At 45.3% G+C, this 25054-nt stretch carries 19 protein-coding genes; 6 read left to right on the forward strand and 13 right to left on the reverse strand.

Features of this window, described 5'->3' with window-relative positions; genetic code table 11:
- Nucleotides 1-214 (forward strand): transposase domain-containing protein (locus tag L1D11_RS13540; RefSeq protein WP_239833600.1); only part of this gene is annotated, 214 nt, incomplete at its 5' end.
- Here the strand turns inward: L1D11_RS13540 and L1D11_RS13545 are convergent.
- From L1D11_RS13545 to L1D11_RS13580, 8 genes are all read right to left on the reverse strand, one after another.
- Complete coding sequence (locus L1D11_RS13545; protein ID WP_239862567.1) at nt 204-845, reverse strand: hypothetical protein; 642 nt, start codon at nt 843-845, stop codon at nt 204-206. The two genes, L1D11_RS13540 and L1D11_RS13545, sit on opposite strands and share 11 nt — an antisense overlap.
- Nucleotides 846-856: 11 nt before the next feature.
- Nucleotides 857-1198, reverse strand: a complete 342-nt coding sequence (locus L1D11_RS13550) for a hypothetical protein (RefSeq protein ID WP_239834238.1) — start codon at nt 1196-1198, stop codon at nt 857-859.
- Between the two features lie 294 nt (nt 1199-1492).
- Nucleotides 1493-3895, reverse strand: a complete 2403-nt coding sequence (gene pheT / locus L1D11_RS13555; RefSeq protein WP_239834237.1) for a phenylalanine--tRNA ligase subunit beta — start codon at nt 3893-3895, stop codon at nt 1493-1495.
- An 18-nt stretch (nt 3896-3913) separates the two neighbouring features.
- The gene (gene pheS / locus L1D11_RS13560) at nt 3914-4897 is read right to left on the reverse strand and encodes a phenylalanine--tRNA ligase subunit alpha (protein WP_004741591.1); all 984 of its coding nucleotides are present in this window, start codon (nt 4895-4897) and stop codon (nt 3914-3916) included.
- A 429-nt stretch (nt 4898-5326) separates the two neighbouring features.
- Nucleotides 5327-6535 (reverse strand): hypothetical protein, encoded by a 1209-nt coding sequence (locus L1D11_RS13565; protein ID WP_239834236.1) that lies wholly within the window; start codon nt 6533-6535, stop codon nt 5327-5329.
- 9 nt (nt 6536-6544) lie between these two features.
- The gene (locus L1D11_RS13570) at nt 6545-7366 is read right to left on the reverse strand and encodes an outer membrane lipoprotein-sorting protein (protein WP_239834235.1); all 822 of its coding nucleotides are present in this window, start codon (nt 7364-7366) and stop codon (nt 6545-6547) included.
- A gap of 44 nt (nt 7367-7410) precedes the next feature.
- Complete coding sequence (locus L1D11_RS13575) at nt 7411-9873, reverse strand: MMPL family transporter (protein WP_239834234.1); 2463 nt, start codon at nt 9871-9873, stop codon at nt 7411-7413.
- A gap of 171 nt (nt 9874-10044) precedes the next feature.
- The gene (locus tag L1D11_RS13580; RefSeq protein WP_004741595.1) at nt 10045-10830 is read right to left on the reverse strand and encodes a TetR/AcrR family transcriptional regulator; all 786 of its coding nucleotides are present in this window, start codon (nt 10828-10830) and stop codon (nt 10045-10047) included.
- Nucleotides 10831-11250: 420 nt separating this feature from the next.
- On the opposite strand from L1D11_RS13580, the gene L1D11_RS13585 reads away from it, so the two are divergent.
- Together L1D11_RS13585 and L1D11_RS13590 are read left to right on the forward strand one after the other, a co-directional pair.
- Nucleotides 11251-12006 (forward strand): hypothetical protein, encoded by a 756-nt coding sequence (locus L1D11_RS13585; protein WP_239833602.1) that lies wholly within the window; start codon nt 11251-11253, stop codon nt 12004-12006.
- The gene (locus L1D11_RS13590) at nt 11927-12679 is read left to right on the forward strand and encodes a hypothetical protein (protein ID WP_239833615.1); all 753 of its coding nucleotides are present in this window, start codon (nt 11927-11929) and stop codon (nt 12677-12679) included. Before L1D11_RS13585 ends, L1D11_RS13590 begins: the two co-directional genes overlap by 80 nt.
- Before the next feature lie 134 nt (nt 12680-12813).
- Here L1D11_RS13590 and L1D11_RS13595 read toward each other — a convergent pair whose 3' ends face one another.
- The 3 genes from L1D11_RS13595 to L1D11_RS13605 all read right to left on the reverse strand — a co-directional run bounded on the left by L1D11_RS13595 (nt 12814) and on the right by L1D11_RS13605 (nt 19058).
- The gene (locus L1D11_RS13595; protein WP_239833603.1) at nt 12814-13308 is read right to left on the reverse strand and encodes an outer membrane beta-barrel protein; all 495 of its coding nucleotides are present in this window, start codon (nt 13306-13308) and stop codon (nt 12814-12816) included.
- Nucleotides 13309-13451: 143 nt separating this feature from the next.
- Entirely contained in the window at nt 13452-17519 is a 4068-nt protein-coding gene (gene hrpA, locus L1D11_RS13600) for an ATP-dependent RNA helicase HrpA (protein ID WP_239833604.1), read from the reverse strand.
- Nucleotides 17520-17741: 222 nt separating this feature from the next.
- A complete protein-coding gene (locus L1D11_RS13605; RefSeq protein WP_239833605.1) occupies nt 17742-19058 on the reverse strand; it encodes a MipA/OmpV family protein in 1317 nt (438 codons plus the stop codon).
- Nucleotides 19059-19139: 81 nt separating this feature from the next.
- On the opposite strand from L1D11_RS13605, the gene L1D11_RS13610 reads away from it, so the two are divergent.
- From L1D11_RS13610 to L1D11_RS13620, 3 genes are all read left to right on the forward strand, one after another.
- Nucleotides 19140-19604 (forward strand): hypothetical protein, encoded by a 465-nt coding sequence (locus tag L1D11_RS13610; protein WP_239833606.1) that lies wholly within the window; start codon nt 19140-19142, stop codon nt 19602-19604.
- A gap of 35 nt (nt 19605-19639) precedes the next feature.
- Nucleotides 19640-21619, forward strand: a complete 1980-nt coding sequence (locus L1D11_RS13615) for an alkaline phosphatase family protein (protein WP_239833616.1) — start codon at nt 19640-19642, stop codon at nt 21617-21619.
- A 133-nt stretch (nt 21620-21752) separates the two neighbouring features.
- Entirely contained in the window at nt 21753-22202 is a 450-nt protein-coding gene (locus L1D11_RS13620; RefSeq protein ID WP_239833607.1) for a TerB family tellurite resistance protein, read from the forward strand.
- A 445-nt stretch (nt 22203-22647) separates the two neighbouring features.
- Here the strand turns inward: L1D11_RS13620 and L1D11_RS13625 are convergent, their stop codons facing one another.
- The gene (locus L1D11_RS13625) at nt 22648-23178 is read right to left on the reverse strand and encodes a 3'-5' exonuclease (RefSeq protein ID WP_239833608.1); all 531 of its coding nucleotides are present in this window, start codon (nt 23176-23178) and stop codon (nt 22648-22650) included.
- A gap of 87 nt (nt 23179-23265) precedes the next feature.
- Nucleotides 23266-24804 carry a sensor domain-containing diguanylate cyclase gene (locus tag L1D11_RS13630; RefSeq protein WP_239833609.1) on the reverse strand — a complete coding sequence of 513 codons (1539 nt, stop codon included), beginning with the start codon at nt 24802-24804 and terminating at the stop codon, nt 23266-23268.
- Between the last annotated feature and the right edge of the window lie 250 nt (nt 24805-25054).

A 25054-nucleotide genomic window follows, 5' to 3' on the forward strand; every position in this document is an offset into this window, starting at 1 on the left:
ACGCGCCATTAAACCGCTGGTCATTGGAAGAAAAAATTGGCTCTTCTCAAATACACCAAATGGTGCTGATGCGAGCGCGATGCTTTACAGCATCGTCGAGACAGCGAAAGCCAACGGCCTTATCCTCTACGACTACATAGTCAAGTGCATGAAAGAGCTCGCGAAAGCTGAGCCTGATATCGATGCGCTCCTACCTTGGAACTTCAAACATTAACAACACCGCCCCGTGGGTTCATGGGGCGCATACGAAATTTCTTTGCTCCTTCCCTCGCGTTACGAAGATTGATTTGAATCTCTTCTTCGCTAGGTCGAATATCATGCTCAATCATAATATCGACACGTTCGCTGTATTGACGTTGTTCATATATCAATCTGTGCCACCCGTTTAAGAGGATTCTACAGGCATCTTCTTTACTATTCGTCGTTGTAAAGCCTAAGTCATAAACTTTTTGGGGAGTCACAACATTATCAGTACTCTTAGCTTCTAACTTATCGTCGGTCAGCCAAATAGCAGTAGCACCTGATCCTTTAGTCGAAATTTCTAGTGTGCTTCCCCAAGCTATAACCTGCATACGGTTAGCATTTTTGAAAAGGATCATTTCATTACGATCCAAAGTTGTACCTAAATCGACTCCATCAGCAATGATTTTTGCTGGCTGTTTTGCAACAAATGCAGAAACGCCACTATCGCTCGCTATAATTTGTAAGGGCAAGCTTTTAGGAATAGCAGTCTCCGCAATCTTAGCTCCATTGCTAAGTTCACGAACGGTATAGTCGCCAAAGCTCTTGGCTTGAGCTCCAACAGAGACAATCATTAAGACTATGGAAATTATTGTATTTCTCATATCAATTACCTCTAAAGTTTATAATGCTCTTGCTCATCCAAAGTTGTGTATAGGCGATTGTACTGTATGCCATTGGGATAAAGCTTCCCTAAAAACGTTTCGGTGGGTACTAGTTCGCCCGTAGAGTGGTCAAATGTAACGGTTCGTGTTTCTTGATCGACTTTAACGTCAACCACGTAGCGCTCCTTTCTACTCATATCATAGATCGCCATTTTAGATATCACTCGAGCCATACTTGCACCGATACGCCATCCACCAAGTGGAGTAATCTTTTCTTTGGACATCCAGTACTCAAGTTTGTGACCATCTGGGTTGGATGAATCAATTCGACAATGAACCATCGCCTTTTTCATTGGAGTATTTCCTCTTAAAAACCAATTAGAATTCGGGATAAACTTATACAGAACAATATACCTATAAGTGGTTTTGTTTTCAAATCTAAGCTCGAAACCTAAGTAGAAAGGCTATTCATAGTTAGTCTAGATCTGAAAGTTAGAAGCTTTTCCCGCTGTTACCCAATTCAAATAACACAAAAGTTGCGAATTGTTTCTTTTCAAATAACCAACATAATTTTTATTGATAGTTCGCTAGGATCAAAAAAGGCCTCGCAATGCGAGGCCTTTGGTTTTTCTATCTATCAGAAGAGATTAGTCGCGAAGTGCTGCGCCGAATTTCTCTGAGATTGAAGCTACGATAGCATCTACTGAACCAGCGATGTCTGCGTCTTCTAGTGTGCGCTCTACAGACTGTAGAGTCAGTGCGATAGCTAGGCTCTTCTTGCCTTCTTCTACGCCCTTACCTACGTAAACGTCGAACAGTTTAGCGTCTGTTAGGAATTCGCCACCAGCTGCGATACACGCTTCTACGATGTCGCCAGAAGCGACTGCTTCGTCAACAACAACGGCGATATCACGACGGTTTGCAGGGAACTTAGATACGGCTACTGCTTCTGGAAGCACGCGAGTGTTAATAGCTGCCCATTCGATTTCGAATACGATAGTACGGCCGTTAAGACCAAACTTACGCTCTAGTTCTGGGTGAACAGTACCAATGATACCCACTTCCCTTTCTGTTTCTAAACCAGCGTCTACTACGATAGCCGCAGTTTGACCAGGGTGAAGTGCTGGGTGCTTAGCTGCTTTGAAGCTGTATGCGATTTCGTTTGCAGAAAGCTCAAGAACTGCTTCTAGGTCACCTTTAAGATCGAAGAAATCTACAGTGTTAGTTGCAATGTCCCAGTGCTCTTCACCACGAGTACCAGAGATAACGCCCGCAAGCATCATTTCTTGGCGCATGCCGTTTTCAGCCGTTGCTTCAGGGATGAAACGTAGGCCTGATTCGAATAGACGAACGCGAGACTGTTGACGCTTCTGGTTGTGAACAACTGTGTTTAGAAGACCTTGGATTAGGCCAAGACGCATCGCTGACATGTCCGCAGAGATTGGGAATGGCAGGATTAGCGGCTCAACACCAGGTACAACAAGTTTTTGCTGTTCTGGTTCTACGAAGCTGTATGTGATTGCTTCGTGGTAGCCACGGTCTACAAGAAGGTCACGAACGCGCTTAAGCGGTTGGTCAGCTTCTTTGTGGTCATTCATTTTAAGTGCCGCTTTAGGCGCTTGGTTTGGAATGTTATCGTAACCGTAGATACGACCTACTTCTTCAATTAGGTCTTGCTCGATTGCGATATCAAAACGCCAAGATGGAGACGTTGCCGTCCAACCTGCTTCCGTAGTCTCAACTTCACAACCTAGGCGAGTAAGAATTTCCACTACGTCTGTAGATGGGATTTCGTGACCTAGTAGGCTGTCTAGCTTAGCGCGACGTAGAGCAACTACGTTTGCTTTAGGAAGATCAGCTTCAGATTCGCTGCCGTTTACTGGCGCTACTTCACCACCGCAGATTTCAACTAGAAGCTGTGTTGCACGCTCCATAGCAGCTAGCTGAAGTGTTGAATCAACACCACGTTCGAAACGTAGAGAAGAATCTGTGTGTAGACCGTAAGCACGTGCGCGACCACGGATGTGATCTGGTGCGAAGAATGCTGCTTCTAGAAGTACGTCTGTAGTTTCAGTTGTTACACCAGACTCTTCACCACCAAAGATACCAGCGATTGCTAGTGCTTTGTTGTGGTCAGCGATAACAAGCGTGTTGCTGTTTAGTTCAGCTTCGTTGCCATCTAGAAGTGTTAGTTTTTCGCCCTGCTCTGCTAGACGAACCACGATGCCACCTTCGATCTTAGCTAGATCAAATGCGTGCATTGGCTGGCCTTGCTCTAGCATCACGTAGTTTGTGATGTCTACAACTGGGTCGATTGAACGGATACCACAACGACGCAGTTTTTCTTGCATCCAGATTGGTGTTTCCGCTTTCACGTTTACGTTCTTAACCACACGGCCAAGGTAACGTGGGCAAGCATCAGTTGCTTTAACTTCAACAGATACTGTGTCTTCAATGCTTGTTGCAACAGCTTCTACTGCTGGCTCTGTAACGTCTGCGCGGTTTAGTACGCCAACTTCACGAGCAAGGCCACGGATGCTGAAGCAGTCTGCGCGGTTTGCTGTTAGGTCTACATCGATAGTTACGTCGTTAAGCTCAAGAAGCTCACGTACGTCCATACCTAGCGTTGTGCCTTCTGGCAGCTCAAGGATGCCGTCAGACTCTACGTCGATACCTAGCTCAGAGAAAGAACAAAGCATGCCGTGCGATGGAACACCACGTAGTTTTGCTTTCTTGATTTTGAAGTTACCAGGCAGTACTGCGCCAACTGTTGCTACTGCTACAGTTAGGCCAAGACGACAGTTAGATGCACCACAAACGATGTCTAACAGCTCTTCTTCGCCGATATCAATTTTAGTTACTTGTAGTTTGTCTGCGTCTGGGTGCTGACCGCACTCAACCACTTTACCTACTTTAACGCCGGTGAATTCACCAGCAACAGGTTCTACATCGTCAACTTCCAAACCAGCCATAGTGATTTGGTGAGCTAGCTCTTCGCTGTTAATTGCAGGTTTAACCCACTCGCGTAGCCAAGATTCACTGAATTTCATAGTTTCGACTGCCCCGGATTACTTGAATTGTTTAAGGAAACGAAGGTCGTTCTCGAAGAACGCACGAAGGTCATTTACGCCGTAACGAAGCATCGTTAGACGCTCTACACCCATACCGAATGCAAAACCAGAGTATTTCTCAGGGTCGATGCCAACAGAGCGAAGTACGTTAGGGTGAACCATGCCACAGCCTAGAACTTCTAGCCATTTGCCATCTTTACGTTTCACGTCAACTTCAGCTGAAGGCTCTGTGAACGGGAAGAATGAAGGACGGAAACGCACTTCAACTTCTTCTTCAAAGAAGTTACAAAGGAAATCGTTAAGAATGCCTTTAAGTTGTGCGAAGTTTACGTTCTCATCAACTAACATACCTTCCACTTGGTGGAACATTGGCGTGTGAGTTTGATCGTAGTCGTTACGGTAAACACGACCCGGAGCAATGAAGCGGAATGGCGGTTTGCCGTTTTCCATCGTACGGATTTGAACACCAGAAGTGTGCGTACGTAGCATTAGATCAGGGTTGAAGAAGAAAGTATCGTGATCAGTACGAGCTGGGTGATCGTCTGCGATGTTTAGTGCATCAAAGTTGTGGAATGCATCTTCGATCTCAGGGCCAGACTCAGTGTTAAAACCAAGCTCACCAAAGAACTGTTCGATACGCTCAACTGTGCGAGTAACTGGGTGAAGACCACCGTTCTCAATGCGACGACCTGGTAGGCTCACATCGATAGTTTCTTCAGCTAGTTTCGCTTCAAGCTCTGCACGTTGTAGTGCGTCTTTGCGAGCTGCGATCGCTTGTTGAACAGCACCTTTCGCTTTGTTGATCTCTTGACCAGCAGTGCGACGCTCTTCAGGTGGAAGTTTACCTAGGCTTTGTAGTTGAAGAGTTAGTTCACCCTTCTTACCTAAATACTGAACTCGCACTTCATCAAGTGCGACTAACGAATCTGCTGTATCAATAGCAGTCGTTGCATTAGCAATGATCTCTTCTAGATGTTGCATCATTTCCTCATCTACCAGTTGGTAGTGTCCGTATCGGATGATTAGTTTTTTTAGATAGCTACACATAGTAATCAAACACGCAACCAATGCCAAATTGAATCGCTAAAAGAACAAGTTATTGCCTAAAAACACGGCAAATTTAACGTTAGAAAACAGAATTTCATTGAAATCGGTGAAATCAGAGAGAAACCGATACAAAAACGTCACCAAGTGAGACAGTTTGATTACATTCACCGAAGCTAGGTTGAGGCAGTGTTGTTCACAGGATTTGGATAGGAAGGATGGAATTGAGATCAGAGTGTACAACTGAGATAACTAGGTAGAACGGAGATAAGAGACCAAGGAGCGAGGTTTAAGGCCATCGCTCCTTGGCTTATTCGTGGAAAAGCTGAATATGAACTTAAAAATTGAAGCTAAAACATCGAGCCTTTAGAAGTAATACTCCAACGCAACTTCGACAAAATCATCTTTGCGAGCGAAGAACAGCAAGTCCTCCGGGGTTTCATTCTCAAACAACCACGCATTCAGTCGCCACTTGAGGTTGTTGTTAATGCGGCTTGAGGCTTCTAGCTTAGCGCTATAGACATCGCTGTTATCTAAGTCTTGAGTGATGCCAGTCAACACTTCGGTGCCGTCTTCATCATTCAAGGCGAAACGCGCACCAAGGAACACATCGTTTTGGCCGATGGTTTGCGCGTTATTGCCTCGGCTGTCATACAAGTATTCAGCGATGAAGCCGATGTCCCAGTACGATTCAAGCGCCCCCACCCAAGTGTATTCAAAGCCTGTTGCTACGCCTGTGTGGTTATCGTAACTGTCGCGATAAATGCTTTCCAGCTTCCATAACCAATCACCAATAATGCCTTGCACATCAAGCCCGAAGTGCTGCATTTGTGCGTAGTATGGCTTGAGCTGATTGCCTTGCACACGGTAGTAAGGGTCGCGGTTTGTGCCGCCTAAATAACTTAAACCGACATCCCAATCACCGTACATTTGGCTATAGCGCAGCGCTACATCCACATGCTTTTCTTCTCGCGAGGATTCATAAAGCGCATCGTCTGATACGGGTACGGTTGGCCTTAATCGTCCGTCTTCGCCTGCAAAAGTACGCTCACGAAAATACGGCAATAACATGGCGTCGATGGTGCCCCACTCTTTTATCGAGGTGAAGTGCACCATGGGCTGACCTAACTTGGATTCGCCATCGACCGATTCAATGGCATCGGTCTGGTTTACCACATCCACTAAATGTGCCGATTCGGTTACGCCCCAAAATACTTTGCCTACACCTGCTCTCAGTTCGTAGTCATCCCAATAGGTTAGATACAAAGCTTCGCGAATATCACCATGAGTTCGTTCATCGTCTTCGCTGTCTAGGCGATAAAACGGGGTGAAGGTAAAGCTGCCGTTGCCCTCTTCTTGCTCCCAGTAAAACTCTGGCTGCAACACCAATGAGCTTTGCCCTTTATCTTGCCCTTGTAAGCCGTCGCTAAAGAACTGCCTGTGTTCAATATTCACCTGCCCTGCGAGCTCTGGGCTAAAGCCAGCTGCCACACAAGGCAACGACACCTGCATAAGCCCGACTGTCGCTGCCAAGGTTAAGGATAACTGGGTTCCTGTTGCCACAATCCTTTTCATATTCCTGCCTTATTTCGCACGTTTTAGTGTGTTCTTTTGGAAATCCTTGTCTTTAAGACCGGTCTGGAACACTAAATCTGTCGTGGTTAATACGGTGCTTTTACCTGTTTGATGGTTCTGCATCGACATGGTGTGTGCGCGCCAGTATTGGTTCAGGTACTGTTTGTAATCTTGGAACGATAGCGTCTTCAACAGTGCGCCTTTGCGGTCGTAAAATTCGACTTTCATTGGGCGGTAGTGTTGTTGGTCTAGCCATACTTTCTGCATGGTGTAGCCTGAGTTTTTATCGGTCGGTACTTGCTCTAAAACAAAGGTGTCTACGCCTTCCAGTTTCGCGTCTTCAATGTAGTTGAAGGTGTACTTTTCTAGCTCAAACGAGCTTAAGTCTTCATACGCAAATTCACTGCCCATAAATGGGCCCGATTTGTTGCGTGAAGAGATGCGTTTCACACGTTTCAATGCAGGCAGATACAACCACTGGTCATCTGATTTGGTGATGTGAGAATGGTTTAGGAAAGCCGTGCCTTTTACATCGCGCGGTTCATCAAAAATGGTTAAGCCTTTATCGCCATCGTTATCGACTTCTAACGATTTCAATCGCATCAGGCGTGTGCTGCTTTCGCCCTGTTTGTTACGAAGTAGCATTTCCATGGTCGCGACAGAATCGCCCCACCCAACATCGACCGCTTTACGTTGTTCGGCAATTTCTAAGCCTTTCGCAGGGTCTGCTAACGCTGGGAAAGCGGCGAATGTGCCTATTGTTAACGTACCGACACTCAACGAGCTGACAGTAAGTAATGTAGTAACGAATGATTGTTTAACGCTTTTCATAAATATCTCCTTGAGTCAGCCCACCGCAGCAGGCTGACGTTTCCTTATTTGGTCGATGTCGTCAATTCGGCTGTCGATCTAGGCTGCGACTTGTTGTCAGGCTTTGATTCGTGCTGAGTTTTAGCTGAGTAGTGGGTCTGCTTGTCGAAGATCATCAGTAGGCTTGGTAGCAAGATGAAGTCGACCACCAACGCAATGAAAATCACAATCGCGCTGAGTAAGCCCATGTCGGAGTTGAGTCTGAAGCTCGACATCGCCAGTACAGAGAAACCAGCCACAAGTACCACTGTGGTGATCCACAATGCGCGTCCAACCGTGTGGAAAGCGTATCGAACCGCTTCTTCTGCCGATTTCCCTTCGATTCTTGCGCGCTGATATTTGCTTAAGAAGTGCACCGCATCATCAACCACAATGCCCAGAGTGAGCGTTACCACCACGGACAAACCAAGGTTGATTTCACCAGAGATAAGCGCCCATAAACCAAAGCCAATGATCGCAGGTGCAATGTTTGGCACTAGGCTGATCATGCCCAAGCGAACTGAGCGCAACGCAAAGATCATCAAGCCAGAGATAAGCACTAAGGTGATAGGCAGAGTCGATAGCATACTCGCCATGTTGGTTTCACCAATGTGGGCAAACATCAGTGATGGGCTAGATGCGACGACTTCATATTGAGGTGCATTGGCTGCAAACCATGAGTAAATGCGCTCTTCAAGTTCGACTAGCTCAACGCTGCCAAGGTTGTCGACAGTAAGAACCATTTTGATCGATGACTTATCGACGTTGATCTGGTTGTTCAAGTCCAAGCCATAAGGCAAAGACATCTCATAAAGCAGCAGGTATTGCGCGGCAAGTTCACGGTTAAGCGGCAGCTTGTAGTAGCTTTCGTCGTCGCCATGCATGTTCTTATTCAAACGCATGTAAACATCGGAAAGCGTTGCCACATGGTCGGTTTCTGGTTGAACGCGTAGCCATTCAGTAAAGTCACCAATCGCTTGCAAAAATACAGGATCAGCAATCGCTTGAGACTCGTTGGTCTTAACCGCAATGCTGATGGTGGTCATACCGCTTACCGTTTCTTCCATGAAATCGGCGGCTTGTCTGAATTCGCTTGAGGTATCGAAATACTTCACCGATTCATCGTTCACTTTGTTTAGCGGAATTAACGCAGCAGCGCCAACAATCACCAGAGTTGAAATCGGCAGCAATGCTTTACGGTTAGTTACGACAAAATCGCCAAGCTTATCCATAAAAGTGATTTGGTCTTCCGCTTTAGGGTTGGCAGATAGGCGTTTGACTGGCAGCAGTTTTAGCAACGCAGGCAACATAGTCACAGATAGGAAGCACGCAATGAGTACACCCAGTGCCGACAAGTTACCGAAGTCACGCAGCACTGGAGAGTCCGACATGTTCATCATCAAGAAACCAATCGCAGTGGTCACTGAAGTTATCAGAATCGGCATCGCATTAAGCTTGATGCTGTATTGAATGGCTTGTGCTTTCTCCATGCCGCGTTGCATTGCTTGTCTCATGGTCACAATTACGTGAACACAATCGGCGACAGCAAGAGTTAATACCAAGGTTGGAACATTAACCGTCGCGGTGCTGAGGAACATCCCTGCCCAACCGGATAAACCCATGGTGGCAACAATTGAAGCGATAATCACAATAAGCGTCGCCACCACACTAAAGAACGAGCGCAACATAAAGGTCAGGAACACCAGTACCACCAACAGCATTAACGGCACTAGCGTCGAGCTATCTTGTTGAGCCGAAGTCATAAAGGCGTTGTTCATGGCGATGATGCCCGCTTTATGGAATTCGACATTAGGATACTGAGCTTGGTACTTGCCGATCATGGCATTGATCGCCGCAATCACCTCTTGCACTTCCGCAGTCTTGTCCACTTCTGGCAGCTGCACGGTCACGTTAACAATCGTCACATCGCCAGAGGCCGACACCAAGGCATTCTTAAGCAACGGTTCGTTTAGGGCGATCTGTTTTACTTTGGCGATGCGCTCTGGTGTGTGTTCGTACTCTCCATACAACAGGTCTTCGACCAAAAGATCATCTTCAATGGCTTCGGTGTGCTGATAATTGGCAAGGGAATCCACACGGCTTGAATACGGGATCTGCCACGCATCGACCGTGAGGTTTTGAATCAGGGTGAGAGTTTCTGGAGTGAAGACATTGCCATCTTCAGGTGCGACAACAATCGCAAGGTTGTCGGTTTTTGCAAAGGTGGTTTGGATTTCATCGAACGCCATCAACTGCTTATTGGTGCCTTCGAAGAAGATGTTGTAGTCCCCTCTAAAGTAGAGGTTCTTGGCCCCTAATGCAGAGAGAATGATGATTGAAAACACCACCAGCAGAACGATAAACGATCGCTTGGTAGGTATTGAGTGCCAACTGTTTAGATCTGCGTTTGCACTATCGGCATTAGGGTTATCTCGGTTTTGCTGATCGAACGTGGGCTTCTGGCTGTCATGTTTCATCACAGTCTCCATTTGTGACGATTCGTCATATTTGTGTCATAAAAAGCCAGCCGAAGCTGACAAAAGACACAATGCTTAGTCAAATACTCAAGAAAACAGCAACCACAGTCGGTCAGTCTCAAGTTTGTGACGAATCGTCAAAAATGGTTATTAATAAACCCACATGTGTGGGCTTAATGGAAGCTATCGACCTACAGATTCTAAGTAAGCGATCTCTTCACTGAACAGCTCTTGTTCTACACGACGCCAAGTTTTTCGGTAATCCCAATCGCTAGAAAGGGGCTGCCAATTGAGGCCATCTAGAATCATGTTCGCGTTGTGTAATACTGAATACGGGTCTTGTAACCGCTTAATACAATGACTGTTTGATGCATTCTGTGACAAAGCATTTGAACCAAATGCAATTGACCAGTTAGCAAAAACGATGGCATCAGAACCAACACCAGAAGAGAACTTTAGGTCACCCGCTTCTACCGCTTGGTTAACCATAGAGTCGCATTGTTCAATCACCAACTCTTCCAGTTCATTCATCTCGGCGACGCGTGCACTAGACGCTTTCTCTAGTACCCACGGGCTTTTAGCCATGATCGCACAGGTTGACAGTACCGGTTCCATGCGAGCATAGATTCGGTAAGCAACGTGCAGTGCGACGATCTTTTCACGTGTGTTGCCTTCAAACTCTCCAGAACGAGCAAACATCATTGCTTCTGTTTTAAGAGAGTGAATACATAACGCTAAAACGACGTCTTCTTTGCTGCAAAAGTGATTGTAGATTGTCCCTTTAGAATAAGAGCTCGCAGCCGTTAGCTTGTCCATCGTTAGGTTTCCGAACCCTTGTTCTCGAACCAGATCTTTCGCCAACAACATCAACTCTACTTCTCGGTCTGCAATAGACTGCTGCTTTTTAGACAACACGCCTTTGCAACCAAAGATACCTTGTTTATCGCCTTTACAACCAAAGCCAAACATAATTTCTCAGTCCGTATTTGAGCTTAGCCATTATCTAAGCTTAGCCAGTATTTAAAACACTCCTGTCCAATATTAACACGAATAGTAAATTCATGTAGTTAACCATTTTGTGACGCTTCGTCATTTTTGACTTATCGTCATAATAGCTCATTTATTGATCATATCAAGATGTTTTATAAATTTAATATACTTTGTGAATAACTGGGTGAATAGGTGAGAGAATTATCAATAGCTAAAAGGTGTGATGGGTATGTGAACATCCTACGAAAAAATTGGCGTGTCATGCTGCCTTTATGGGGCAAACCTCTCCTTATGGTTAATATTTGTCTCACTGATGTGGTTTTCTGCTAAGTTGCTATAAATTCAGTATGGGGTGACTTACAATAGAGTCAACGACCTACCTTTTTTGAGAACACGATATTGAGCGCCAAATATTCTTATTTAGCTTGGCAAGTGAATACTTCTAGCCCAGCAGAAAAGCTTGTTTTATTGATGCTTGCAGACGGTGCGGATGAATCCGGTTACACCAATGTGTGCCTGCAATCGGCAAGTCAGCTTTGTGCTCTCTCTACGTTTGGTTTAGCCGACTGCCTTAAGTGCCTAGTCGACCAAGGTATTCTCGATAAGGTAAAAGTAGATTATCGAGATCAAAAAGAGATTCACGTTTTCAAAATGCTCATTGAGCAAGAGCAAGCTGCAGCGGACATTGAGGTTCAACCGACCAATAGTATTCCGGTCTACTCTACTGCACCTAAGTTTCAGCCTGCTCCGGCACCGATGCAAAACATGCAGCATGCCCCTCGCCCACAAAGCCGAGGCTCAATGACCAGCAACACGGTTTCCACTCATGATTTGGATGAAGAGATCATTCCAACATGGGCAGAACGTGCGTTTAAATTCTCCGGCCTTGCTGGTGACCATAGCTTAATATGGAAAAAATTTGTCCTCTGGTATAAAGCCAAAGCCAATGAACTCATGCCAATCTCTCGCATCGAATCTAAGTTGCAGTACTGGTTAGTTAACGAGAAGCAAAATGAAAGACAACAACAGCAGAAGACCTCTCAATATTCAGGAAATGCAGGACAAGCTCAAGGAAATGGGTATCGACAAAAGCTTAGCCCATCTGAACGCTTCAGGCAGCAGCTCATTCAAAAAGGCAAAAAGCCAACCTTCTGATCCTGCACCTACAGTCGTTCCAGAAGTTTTACCGGCAGTTTCGTCGCCATCGGTACCTGTTGTTGAATCAGACACTGACTCAAATCAACAAGTACCTGTGGTTGACCAAGATCCTTCTGAACTAGAACTGACTGATTGGTGTATCCATGTGTTCGGCTCTTTCTTGAGCGTGTACGAGACTCAGTGGGAATACCAATACGGTAGTGAACCAAGCGGTAAGTTCATTGAATTTGCTAACTCTGTCGATTCTGACGGCCTTAACCGTGTGCTCATGCACTGTCATGAGCGTATTCAGCTAGGCAACAGCTGGCCACCGCAAATGGGTGAGCTTTGGATTCTGAAAGACTCTCTGACGGAAGAAGAGCTGTTGGATAGCCGCATTCGAGTATTGTCTCGCACTGCTGCGAACAAGATTGAGAAATGGCTTATTCAAAACAAGCTGTATGACTTAAAACGCACTGCGGAAAACAAGCTTGATGGCCTGTTTAAGAAGTATTACTTGGAAGCAAAACGTTTAGACGAGAAAGGTATGCTTGAAACGGAGTTACCGCAATTCCTTCTTGCCGCCAACTCAGTGAAGAATCTGAATGATTTGAAGCGTGAAGAGTACGAAAGCAAACATGGTAAAGCGCTGAATCCAAGAATCCAACAGATTCTCAACAGCAAGAAATAGCCACTCGCTTTCTAGTGTGAAATACACAGTGAACAGATACAAAAATGCCAGCAATTAAGCTGGCATTTTTTATGAATTCTTACGAACTCTTTAGCGACTAAACAACCGTTATTTACGATCGCCTTACTGAGTAGTTACAGTAGGTGGATAGTTGCGTTTAGCGTGAATACGCCTGAGTCGTCATCTTTCATTTTGAAGTTTTGGTAGCTAGCGCCTACAGATAGAGGACCAAAGATAAAGTATTCTGCGCCTACACCGTACATGATATCAACATCGTCTTGCTTGAAGTTGTCGCCTTTCAGCTCGTAAGAGTGAAGACCACCTTTCGCGTATACGTGAAGAGGACCGAAGTCGATGCTTGGTTTGATTGCTAGGTAAGCAGTGCTTGCATCTAGGTTTGTAAGATTACGGTTACCGTACTTAACGCTGTCGAAAGAGCCTAGATCCCAGTAACCCGCTTCAACACCGATAAGTGGCAGGATACCTGTACCCACGTGGATACCCACTGCTGTTTCTTCTTCGTTACCTAATGAGTTTTGACCACCCATTACACCGCCGTACAACCAAGAATCAGCCATTGCTGTTGAAGATGCACCTAGCAGTGCTAGTGCCAATAACGTTTTTTTCATATTCGACCTTTTTCGTCCTAGTGGCAGGCCTTGAGTGGTAATAAATTGCCACCAAGTCGCCCTGTATGTAATAACTATTCAATTAGTAATGCAATAAGCAAGATTTATACCCAAACCTTGCCATTGCGTCTAGCATTATTCCTTCAGCAAGCATCGATTGCGTTTTTAACACGCTTATCTGACACCGGATAAGGCGTACCGAGTTGCTGTGCGAAGAAGCTTACACGAAGCTCTTCTATCATCCAACGCACCTCTTTTACGTTTTCTGGAACCGCGATCCCTTTTGGAATTTTATTCAGCAGCTCTTTGTAATCATTCATTACCGACTCAACTTTGATCATATGCAAACGATCTTTGTTAGGGTCAATTGGCAGCTTCTCCATGCGGCGTTCGATTGCCTTCATATAGCGTAGGATATCTGGCAAGCGTTTCCATCCACATTCTGTGGCAAAACCCTTAAAAATCAAACCTTCTACCTGAGCTTTTATGTCAGAAAGTGCAAATGCCATAGAAAGATCCACACGCCCTTTCAGCTTCTTGCTAATGCTGAATGCCGTAGTAAGGATGGTTTCTACCTGCTGAGCAATCTCAACCACAGTATCACCCAACTCCGCACGTACGTGTTCTTTCAGTGCTTCGAACTGCTCTGGTTCCCAAACCAAACCGCCCTTCTCTTCGATCAGCTTATCAATACCACAAGCGATACAGTCATCGATAAGATCGAGAACCTTGCCGTATGGGTTGAAGTACAAGCCAAGTTTCGATTTGTTCGGCAAGTTCGAGTGCAAGTATTTGATTGGCGACGGCACGTTCAACAAGATCAAACGACGCTGACCCGATTTCATTGCTGAGATCTGCTCTTGCTCCGTTTCGAACAGTTTGATCTCTACACTGTCTTTGGTATCCACTAACGCTGGGAAGGCTTTTACATCGTAGCCACCGCGCTTCTGTTGGTAGACTTTTGGTAACTCACCAAAGCTCCACGTATGCAGGTTTTGCTGCTCAATATCGTCATCCGCAACTTTAGAGAGCGTCTCTTGAACTTTGTCTTTCAGGCTCTCTTTCAGTTCATGTAAGTCTTTGTGTTCTTTCAACTTACGTTTGCGATGATCCACCGCACGGAATGTTACCTTTAAGTGCTCTGGAATCTGGTCTAACTTCCAATCATCTCGTACCACTTCTACACCTGTCATGCGGCGCAGCTCTTTCTCAAGAGAATCCAGTAACGGCGCTTCAAGTGGTGTCACACGAGCCAAGAACGCATCAGCGTAATTTGGCGCAGGCACAAAGTTACGTCGTAACGTCTTTGGTAGTGACTTGATTAAGCTAACCACCAATTCTTGACGTAGGCCTGGGATCTGCCAATCAAAACCGTTCTGGTCGATTTGGTTCAAGATAGGCAGCGGAATGTGTACCGTTACACCATCGTTGTCATCGCCTGGCTCAAACTGGTAGCTCAGTTTTAACTTCAGGCCATTTTGGTGCCAGAAGTTCGGATAGTCTAAATCGGTAACGTGGCTCGCATCACCGCGGAACAGCATCGATTTCTCGAAGTTAAGTAGCTCTGGAGTCTCTTTGCTGGTTTTCTTCCACCAAGTATCAAAGTGACGGCCCGAAACCACCTCTTCGCCTACGCGCTGGTCGTAGAATTCAAACAGCTCGTCATCATCGATTAAGATGTCACGACGACGTGATTTATGCTCAAGCTCTTCCACTTCTTGGAGAAGCTTGCGGTTCTGTTTGAAGAACGCGTGCTTGGTTTCCCATTCACCTTCAACCAGTGCACTACGCACGAACAACTCACGGCTAATCGTTGGGTCAATCGCGCCATAGTTCACTAGGCGTTTCGGAACGATTGGAATTCCGTAAAGCATCACTTTTTCGTGTGCCATTACCGCCGCTTGTTTCTTAGACCAGTGTGGTTCGCTGAAGCTACGCTTAATTAGGTGCTTCGCTAACGGCTCAATCCACTCAGGCTGAATTTTAGCAATCACACGACCCCATAGTTTTGAGGTTTCCACCAGCTCAGCAGACATGATCCACTTAGGCTGTTTCTTAAATAGGCCAGACGCAGGGAAGATATGGAAGCGCGCGTTACGTGCGCCTTGGTATTCATTCTTCTCTTGGTCTTTCATACCGATGTGAGAAAGCAATCCTGATAGTAGCGACTGGTGAATGCCATCGTAACTACCCGGTTCATCGTTGAGCTTGGTATCCAGCTCACGCATTGCTTGGTGAATTTGGAAGTACACGTCTTGCCACTCACGAATGCGCAGGTAGTTCAGGTAATCTTGTTTACACTGCTTACGGAACTGGTTACTCGACAGCGCTTTTTGCTGTTGCTTGATGTAGTCCCACAGGTTCACAAAGGTGATGAAGTCTGAGTCTTTGTCGAAGAAACGCTTGTGCTTGTCGTCAGACGATTGCTGTTTGTCTGATGGACGCTCACGCGGGTCTTGGATTGAAAGTGCAGACGCAATAACCATCACTTCATGTAGACAGCGGTTGTTTGGCGCTTCGATAACCATGCGCGCTAAACGCGGGTCGATCGGTAGCTTAGACAGCTTACGACCAATTGCCGTTAGCTTCTTAGTATCGTCGCCTTGGTTCTTGTTCTTGTTGCTTGGTTTACCAGAAGCAATCGCACCCAGCTCTTCAAGCAGTCTTACACCATCTTGAATGTTGCGCTTATCTGGCGCTTCAACGAATGGGAATGCTTGAATGTCGCCTAGCCCTAGTGCCGTCATCTGCAGGATTACCGACGCTAGATTGGTACGCAGAATCTCAGGATCGGTAAACTCTGGGCGTGACTCGAAATCTTCTTCAGAGTACAAGCGAATACAGATACCCTCAGCCACACGACCACAACGACCTTTACGCTGGTTCGCACTCGCTTGAGAAATCGGCTCAATCGGTAGACGTTGTACTTTGGTACGGTAGCTGTAACGACTGATACGCGCAGTACCTGGGTCGATTACGTACTTGATGCCCGGAACCGTTAGCGAGGTTTCTGCTACGTTAGTTGCCAGTACAATGCGACGGCCTGTGTGTGACTGGAAGATACGGTTCTGTTCACCCGCCGATAAGCGTGCGTACAAAGGTACAATCTCGGTATCACGCAGATTACGCTTACTTAGTGCGTCCGCAGTATCACGAATTTCACGCTCACCATTCATGAAGATCAGGATGTCGCCTAAGCCTTCATCACACAGCTCATCAACCGCTTCGAAGATACCTTCCATTTGGTCGCGATTAGAATCGCTGTCGTCACCACCTAATGGGCGGTAGCGTGTATCAACTGGGTAAGTACGGCCCGATACTTCGATGATTGGTGCATTATCGAAGTGCTTAGAGAAACGCTCTGGGTCGATGGTTGCCGAGGTAATGATCACTTTTAGATCAGGACGCTTTGGTAGCAACTCTTTCAGGTAACCCATGATGAAATCGATGTTTAGGCTACGTTCGTGTGCTTCATCGATAATGATGGTGTCGTACTGATTTAAGAAACGGTCGTGTTGAATCTCCGCCAGTAGAATACCGTCGGTCATCAGTTTGATTTGTGTGTTGTCAGAAATCTGGTCGTTGAATCGAACCTTATAACCAACAAATTCACCCAACTGGGTTTCCATCTCTTCAGCAATACGGTTCGCCACCGAACGCGCAGCTAGACGACGAGGCTGAGTATGACCAATTAGGCCAAAGCGGCCACGGCCAAGCTCAGAACAGATCTTAGGTAACTGAGTGGTTTTACCCGAGCCCGTTTCACCCGCCACGATAACCACTTGGTTTTCTTCAATGGCTTTAGCGATGTCGTCGCGCTTTTGGCTAACAGGAAGAATCTCTGGATATTCAATGGTTGGTTTTTGCGCAGTACGCTGGGTTGCCGTCATCATCGATTGGGCAATGTCTAATGTGATTTCATCAAAAACAGCATGCTTAGATTGTTCGTTCTTAATTTTGCTTGCACCAGCAATTCGCTTACTCAAACGGAAGCGATCGCGCATCATGCACTCATTTAAGGCCTTACGAAGAGAGGCTGGGCTATTTTGAGATGATGCTGTATTGGTTGCTGCTGAATGATCGGCAGGTTTAGCTTTTGGTTGTTTAGCAGGTCGGGTCGATGCGGGGTTGTTCGATTTCACTTCGTTCATTGTAGAACTCTGCTGTGCTGCATTCTTGTTGTTATCTGCTTTTTCCGGAGACGAAGTCAAAGCGCTTCCTATTCTTGTACTTATTAAACTCGCGCGATTATATCACAAATCTCAAACAAAAAGCCTGATAGCGAAGGGAAAACCTTTTGCTATTAAATTGATTAATCACGCTGCCACTAGCACGAGCTAAGAAAGTGAGATCAAATGTATGTCGCACTTAATAAACTACGGCTTAAAACTACTTAAAAACGTATTATTAAAAACTACAGTTAAAAGCCACTCTTAAAACTCGAACTGGAAGTAAACCGTGTTGTAATTACTGCCGCCTTTGATGCGACCAAATTGGGATGCCTTTTCAAAGATCGCAGAACGGTGGTGCAGTGAGTAACCAAACCATAAATTGTTGAGGTCATTCTTACCGATAAGGTCACCGACATTCACATCAAACGAGAAGTCCAAGTAGTTTAATAAGTGACTTGCCGTGTAGCCCTTACGGTCCATTTCAGAACCTTCGATGTAAGTAATCGAATCTATGTAAGACATACCCTCCGCAACACCAAATCGCCACTGCGTTGGCCAGTTAAAGGTGTAGTACGCTTTAATCGCAATAATGTATTCCGTGCTACTGGATTGAACCTCTGAACTCCAATGGTGAGCGATACCTGGCGTTAAGTAGATATCCAACGGCAAACCAAAGATCTCATCAGTTAAAGGGTGACCATAGAAGAATGATGTGAGTTGGTTATTGTACTCGTCTTTCTCGGTGTTGAATTTCATGATGTCGCCGATATTCGACGGCGTTGCCCAACCGTGCGCGACTCGTAAGTAAGGCGCATTGCTCAACTTAGGCTTAGGCGCTTTTGTTTGGTCGCTGAAGAAACCAAAACCAAGGTAAAGCTCGCCTTGGTAACGATCTTCGATAATAGAAGAGTCGTAAGCGTTGTCATCCAATCGAGTCACACTGGTTGAACCCAACAGATAAAGGTTAGAGATAACATGGTAACGCGCTTCAACGCCAAGATTTAAATCTACGCCTGCACCAATCGACTGTCCCGTAGCCGAGTAGTATTTACTGTTAAAATCAGCGCTTTTATAACGCAGTGTCGCACTTGGGTAGAACTCCCAGTCGCCTGTCTCGTACTTGGCTTTCGCACGTAAGTTACTGTGAAGGTTGAATTCACTATCACTCATGATTTCCGTTTCAACCGCCCACTGCTCATCCAATTGATACGTCAGTTGTCCACCGAAGTCAGTGATGTCACCTTCAATCGCATTCTGTTCAGAGGTCGGGATATCAATAAAGCGCATTCGAGAGATGGCGTTGAAAGACCACTTTTGATCTTCGGTTTGATATAGGTAAGCACCCATTTCCGTACCATCAATGAACACATAGTTGTTTTTAAAGAACAACATTGGGACAAACGAACTGACTGTCTTATCACCACCAGCGGTGTCGTAAGGGATACTGGCAGTACGGAACATTGCCGCAATACCCCACTCTTGCTCTTCAGCAGCCCACGCCACACTATTCGCTAAGAAAGCGTTACTTAATAAAATTGTCCCATACGAGATGAGCTTCGGTGAAAATTTGCGCTTCATTCTTGTTTAATTACTCTTTGTAATAAAATTTGTGGTACTGGTTAGACATTTATTGACTATTCTAGCCAACAATTTTTAGGTTTGATTGAGATTGACCGTTACAATGAAGAATATTCTCGGTTAAATAAAAGTATTGTGAAAGTCTCCGAATTACAAAACATTATAGACCACTTACCCAATGATTCCGATCCAGATATTGTTATGGGTGAAGCGTGGTTACCTGAACGCTTGATGAGCACCAACCTAAACGGCGACATGCTATTTCTTGAATTCGATAATGCCCCTGATGACAATCAAGGGGGTGAAGAAGGCCGTGGTTTTGTGGAACACGAAATCGCAATGATTCGAGAAAAACTAGAGCAAGTGTTGGATGAGCCTTCTGATACCAAAACGAAAGCCGACGCCCTATTAGCAATATTTCTGATGGGACATGAACTTTCTAGTTCAGAAGTTATCGAAATCCTGGAATCAACAGAGCCAGACATTGAACCCAATGAACATGAAATGGCCGCTCCAGACTTCAACGCCGAAGCGCTTAACGACTAACCAACAAAGATTTAGGATCCGACTTGAAACGCCCGATGATGCCCTCTCTTCCCTTCTTACTCGCTGGCCCTATTTTAAGAAAGACTACCGCAACTGAGGTTGTGCTTTGGGTTGTCACAAGTACACCACTCAATGGTAATGCAGAGCTATACAACCAAGGCCAAGAAGCCCCTTTTTATACGTCACCACTTAGCGAACACGAATCGATTAAGGTCGGTACACATGCTTGGGTAAGTTTGATTCAATTAAAGGGTGAGTTCCCAACCAACACGCATTTGGAATATCAGATAGAGACAGATCAAGGCGCGTTAACCGAGCTCGCTCCGCATTTGGTGTACCAAGATCAACAAAACACTACTGGTGCTGCGCCAAGAATAGCCTTTAAGATCTCAACCTGCGCTGACTACATCTTGCATGGTTCATGTCGTAACCCTCATCATCCAAGCAAAGACAGCCTAGTCGCGGCAGATAATAAAGTCGAAAAGCAAAGCGTAATTGAGAGACCAGATATGCTGATGATGAGCGGAGACCAGATCTACGCTGATCACGTCGCAGGCCCAACACTCGATGCAATTCATCAATTGATTCAACTGCTTGGATTAGTGAGCGAAGACCTTCCAACCGATTCATTAGACGGAAAAATCGATAGCAGTGAAGCTCTGTTCAACAGCGACTACCACCTCTATCAACGCGATCATTTGCTACCACACCACAACACATCACATTCATTGCTCGATAAGCTATTCCCTACACGCGGAATACCAATCTTCAGCTCTACCAACTGTGAAAACCACTTGGTGACCTTGTCTGAATTTATTGCCATGTATCTGCTGGTTTGGTCACCGACCTTGTGGCAATGCATTAACCGCGAACGGTTGATCGAGAATAACTTCATGCAGGCTGGCCGACAGCTAACACCAGCCGAGCAGCAACAATGGCGTGATGAAAGTATCATCATCGATGATTTTATCGCCGGTCTGCCGCAAGTACAGCGTCTATTTGCTCATATTCCAACGTACATGATCTTCGATGATCATGATGTCACTGACGACTGGAACCTCACCGTTGGTTGGGAGCATGCGGTGGATCAAAACCAGTTTGCGACACAAGTCATTGGTAACGGCCTTGCGGCTTATTGGATTTGCCAAGGTTGGGGGAACGCACCAGAGAACTTCAACCGCGATTTCATGGAGCAAACAAAACAACTGTTCTCGAAGTTGGCGAATACCAATCAGAGTGAACAAGCCATTGAGGCGCCTATTGGACAACTCGAACCTACAAGACACAAGCAGTATCTTGAAATGCTCGATCGCTTTGAAGAGTGGCATTACACCATCAACACCTCGCCGAAGGTGATTGTGTTAGACACTCGTACCCGCCGCTGGCGCTCTGAATCACTTATGAATAAACCATCGGGTTTGATGGACTGGGAAGCACTCACCGAGTTTCAACATCAGTTGATTAACCAAGAGAAAGTAGTGATAGTGTCTGCCGCGCCAATGTTCGGGGTGAAATTCATCGAAACACTACAGAAGATGATGACCACACTAGGAAAACCACTAGTGATTGATGCCGAGAACTGGATGGCGCACCGAGGCAGTGCCAATACGCTGATCAGCATCTTTACCCATACTAAAACACCGACCAACTTCGTGGTGCTTTCTGGCGATGTTCACTACTCATTTGCTTACGATATCAAGCTGAGATATCGCAGAAACAGCCCGAACATCTATCAAATCACCTGCAGTGGCATTAAAAATCAATTCCCTGCTCCGCTGCTTAAATTCTGCGATATATGGGACCGTTTGTTGTACAGCCCTCGCTCAGTCTTGAACTATTTCACTAAGCGTAAACGCTTGAAGATCGAAAAGCGAAGCCCTGACAATCAGACCTTCTATCGCCTTTCAAACCGCAGTGCGATTGGTGAGTTGAGGCTAGACAGCGATGGGAAACCGCAATCAATTACCACCCTGAGCGGCGATGGCAAGGTCACGCGTTTTCCGGAACCGGACTAGGATGTGTTCCTTATTGCTGGCTTATCCGTAATGTCAGTTTTAAGTAAAGGGGCTTGCGGTCACACTCTGTAGGCCCAATAGTTATGACTATCAGCGTTACGGAACCCAATACAAATTTTAACTGGAGCTCGTTATGTTCAATTCTCTCACATCAATGTTTAAACAATTGATTGAAGGCCAGGACCTAAGCAAAAACCAAGGTACATCACCTAATATCGCCATCGCGAGTTTGTTGTGTGAAGTCGCGGGTGCCGACCATCAGATCAACGAATCAGAAAGAGTCGCTAAGCTAAAGCTTCTGCAACGTTTGCTCGATCTAGATGAAGAACAAGCAAAGGCACTGCTAGAACAAGCAGAACCAAAAGTAGAGAAATCAGTATCACTGTATGACTTTACATCGCAACTTAGAGATCTCTCTCAGGCAGTGCGAATCGATTTAATCAAAGCTATGTGGGAAGTGGCGCACGCCGACGGGGAAATTGACCCTATCGAAGACTCTGTGATCCGTAAAACAGCGGAACTGCTCTACGTCGACCACAGCGACTTTATCAAGACCAAACTAAACGTGCTTGGCGAAGACTAAATTCTGCAGCTAGTGGGCAGCGTAAGGCAATGAATCCAACGCTGTCCTGTCTTTTTAACAAAGACCAAACACCTTTCATCCCCTCTCAGCTAATTAGCACCTCAGTTAGACTCACCACCAATCAGCGCATCGATTTTCTATAGAGGATACCATTGAGCTCGAGATCGTGCCGCCTTTCGTAATGTACGCGACTCGCTGGTCGGAAATTAAAACGCTGCGCTTTTTCTGGTGGTGCTTGATGAATAGATTTTTGACGTTGAAGGTTTGATTTCCGTGGATTTGATTCTGTTCCAACTGGTAGAAGTAATAGTGATTACCCCAACACAAAAATACGTCAAACAACTGCTTGGTTTGCACAACGCGCCTATTCAGGTCATAGCCAACATATAAGAGACAGCCTTGATTCGCTGGCTTCTGTATATATCCGTTCAGATATTGAAGTTGTTTACAGCATAGTCAAAGCAAGTTTCGCTAAGTTGTAAGCATCAATATAACCTGAATGTTGACGACCTTCCCATTCGATATTTTTTGCTTCTTGAGCCGCTCGATGGCCAATGCGCTTGTCTTTTAATCGGTTTTGAACTCGATAAAGCGTTGCAATATTCAAGAACTCACTGAAAGGAGGCTCGATGCCTTTCTCAATACACTCTTTGTGTAAAATCAGGTCATCACGTCCCCACGCAGCATAGATTTTGTTAGGACCACCGAAGTTCTTGATCATCGATTTGATGACTGATTCTAGCGGACGCCCCTGCTTTTCAAGCTTACGTGAAGTAATGCCGGTTAGCTCGGCACAGAACTGAGAGACTTCGTCTTTTTCTGGCTTAACGTAGTATTGCGCTCGTTTCACTATGGTTCCAGATGCCAGATCAATCTCAGCAAGACCCACTTCAATGATCTCGCCTGTTGTTCCTACACCATTTTCGCTCCAACAGCACATTTCCAAATCGAAACACACCACTCGATTGTGATTCATACGTCGCCTAATTCTCTCGTCAAAAATTTTGTGAAATTGTACATGAGCCCAATACAGAACTCGACCCTAGTTACATCAAGTGCTCATTTAGCCTGCAATTGTCACGCGATTTCGACCATTTAACTTACTTTGATAGAGCATACTATCTGTTTTTTGGAGCAGTTCTTCCGTGTCTTCATTTGTATGGATAGCCGCACCAATACTCAAAGTGCAGCTTAACTGTTGCCCTTTATGCTCACAATGAGAGTGACTCACTGTGCTTAGAATACATTGTAAGTATCGGTTAAGCTCTTTACGATTTGAGATATTCGAAATGATACAGAACTCATCACCACCAAGACGGAACAGATTGTCACCGTCCTTTAAGTTTACCGAAATTAACTTAATCACGTGAACAAGCAAAGCATCACCAGCAGGGTGACCATACTTATCATTGATGCTTTTAAATTTATCGACATCAAACCCAATCAAGCTAAATGACTCACTTCGCTTAACCGCCCTATCAAACATCTTGTTGAAAGCACGTCGGTTATAGATTTCAGTTAAGCTATCGCGGTTCGCTAGAAATCGAAGTTCCTCTGTTCTTTTGTCTAACATCCAATACAAACGCTCTTTCTCTCTGATCTGCATGTTAACGATATACGCTAGCAACAATGAGATGGTTGTCCCGACTAGCGCGATGCCAGTTAATACAAGGTAGCCATAAAATGAGATATAAGAGTCTATCTTGTAATCGATTTTCCAATTTCGGTTGGTCAATTCGATAGTCTTAGTTATATGGTGACCTGTTACGCCCTCATAGCCTTGAGTTTCAAATAAGATTGGGGAATCTTCGGCTTCGAAACCGGTATCCGTCACACGAATGTAAACATCCATATCACCCACAGCAGAAGCCAATAGATTCTCAAAGTAATAAGTTGTGCGAACCACACCAATCACAACACCGAGTAAATTATCACTCTCCCCCTCAAATACCGGGTGATAAACCAACATGCCTCTCTTAGGTGTTTCTTGAGTTAGGCCATCTTGAATCAGACGAACCTTGTCTGATAAGCTCGCCTCTCGAGTTTGTTTAATATTGTCTAAAACTAGCTTGAAGCGCTCACGAGAAGAGTAAAAACCAATCATTCTGTCGTTCGCTTCAGTATTCGGATAAATATCGGTAGCAATAAAAGCAGGCTCGCCATCTAACTGGTAACCATAGGTTTTGGGTTCATGTTTAGGAATGGTGAACAGGCGGTAAGATGGGTACTTTGCTTCCATTTTCGCAGTGTGTTCGGCAATCTGATCTGCCGTGACTTTCTGCATCCACTGCAAGCCAATTAAACTTTTTGAGCCATTAATGGTTTGCTGTGCAAAACGGTCAAATTTATCCCAGTTTTCAGGATCATTAGAATAGAAAAAGTTAGCGCCAGACCCTATGTAAGCCACATCATTATCGATAAACGCTTCCAAGCTCAGTGTTTGGTGTTTAGCAAAGCTGTCCAAATTCATGTTCAATGCGCGGTTTTGGTTGAGCGCGACTAGAATAAAACACAACACTGTAATCAAAAAGCTGACCGAAAATACGACCAGTGGAAGCGTTCGTCTCTTCAACCCGGTTAGCGGATCGGTCGTGTCTGGCATAGATATTCCAATTCGGCTTTAATGAACTAAAAGTATATAACGTAAGGGAATGATGCTCCATTTAAGTTTGATTTTAAAAATGACATAAAATGGGCATTGTTTACCTCGCTCTTACATCGACGACCAATATTCGACCGGATTTCGACTAAATTTCACGCTAACACACCAAAAAACTACTTGATTAAAAACATTAAATACCACGCTTAAGCCTTGAATATGCTAATATCCATCCATATTTATAGCTTGAAAG

Source organism: Vibrio sp. Isolate32 (assembly GCF_022397955.1).
In the GTDB taxonomy this organism is placed as follows: domain Bacteria; phylum Pseudomonadota; class Gammaproteobacteria; order Enterobacterales; family Vibrionaceae; genus Vibrio.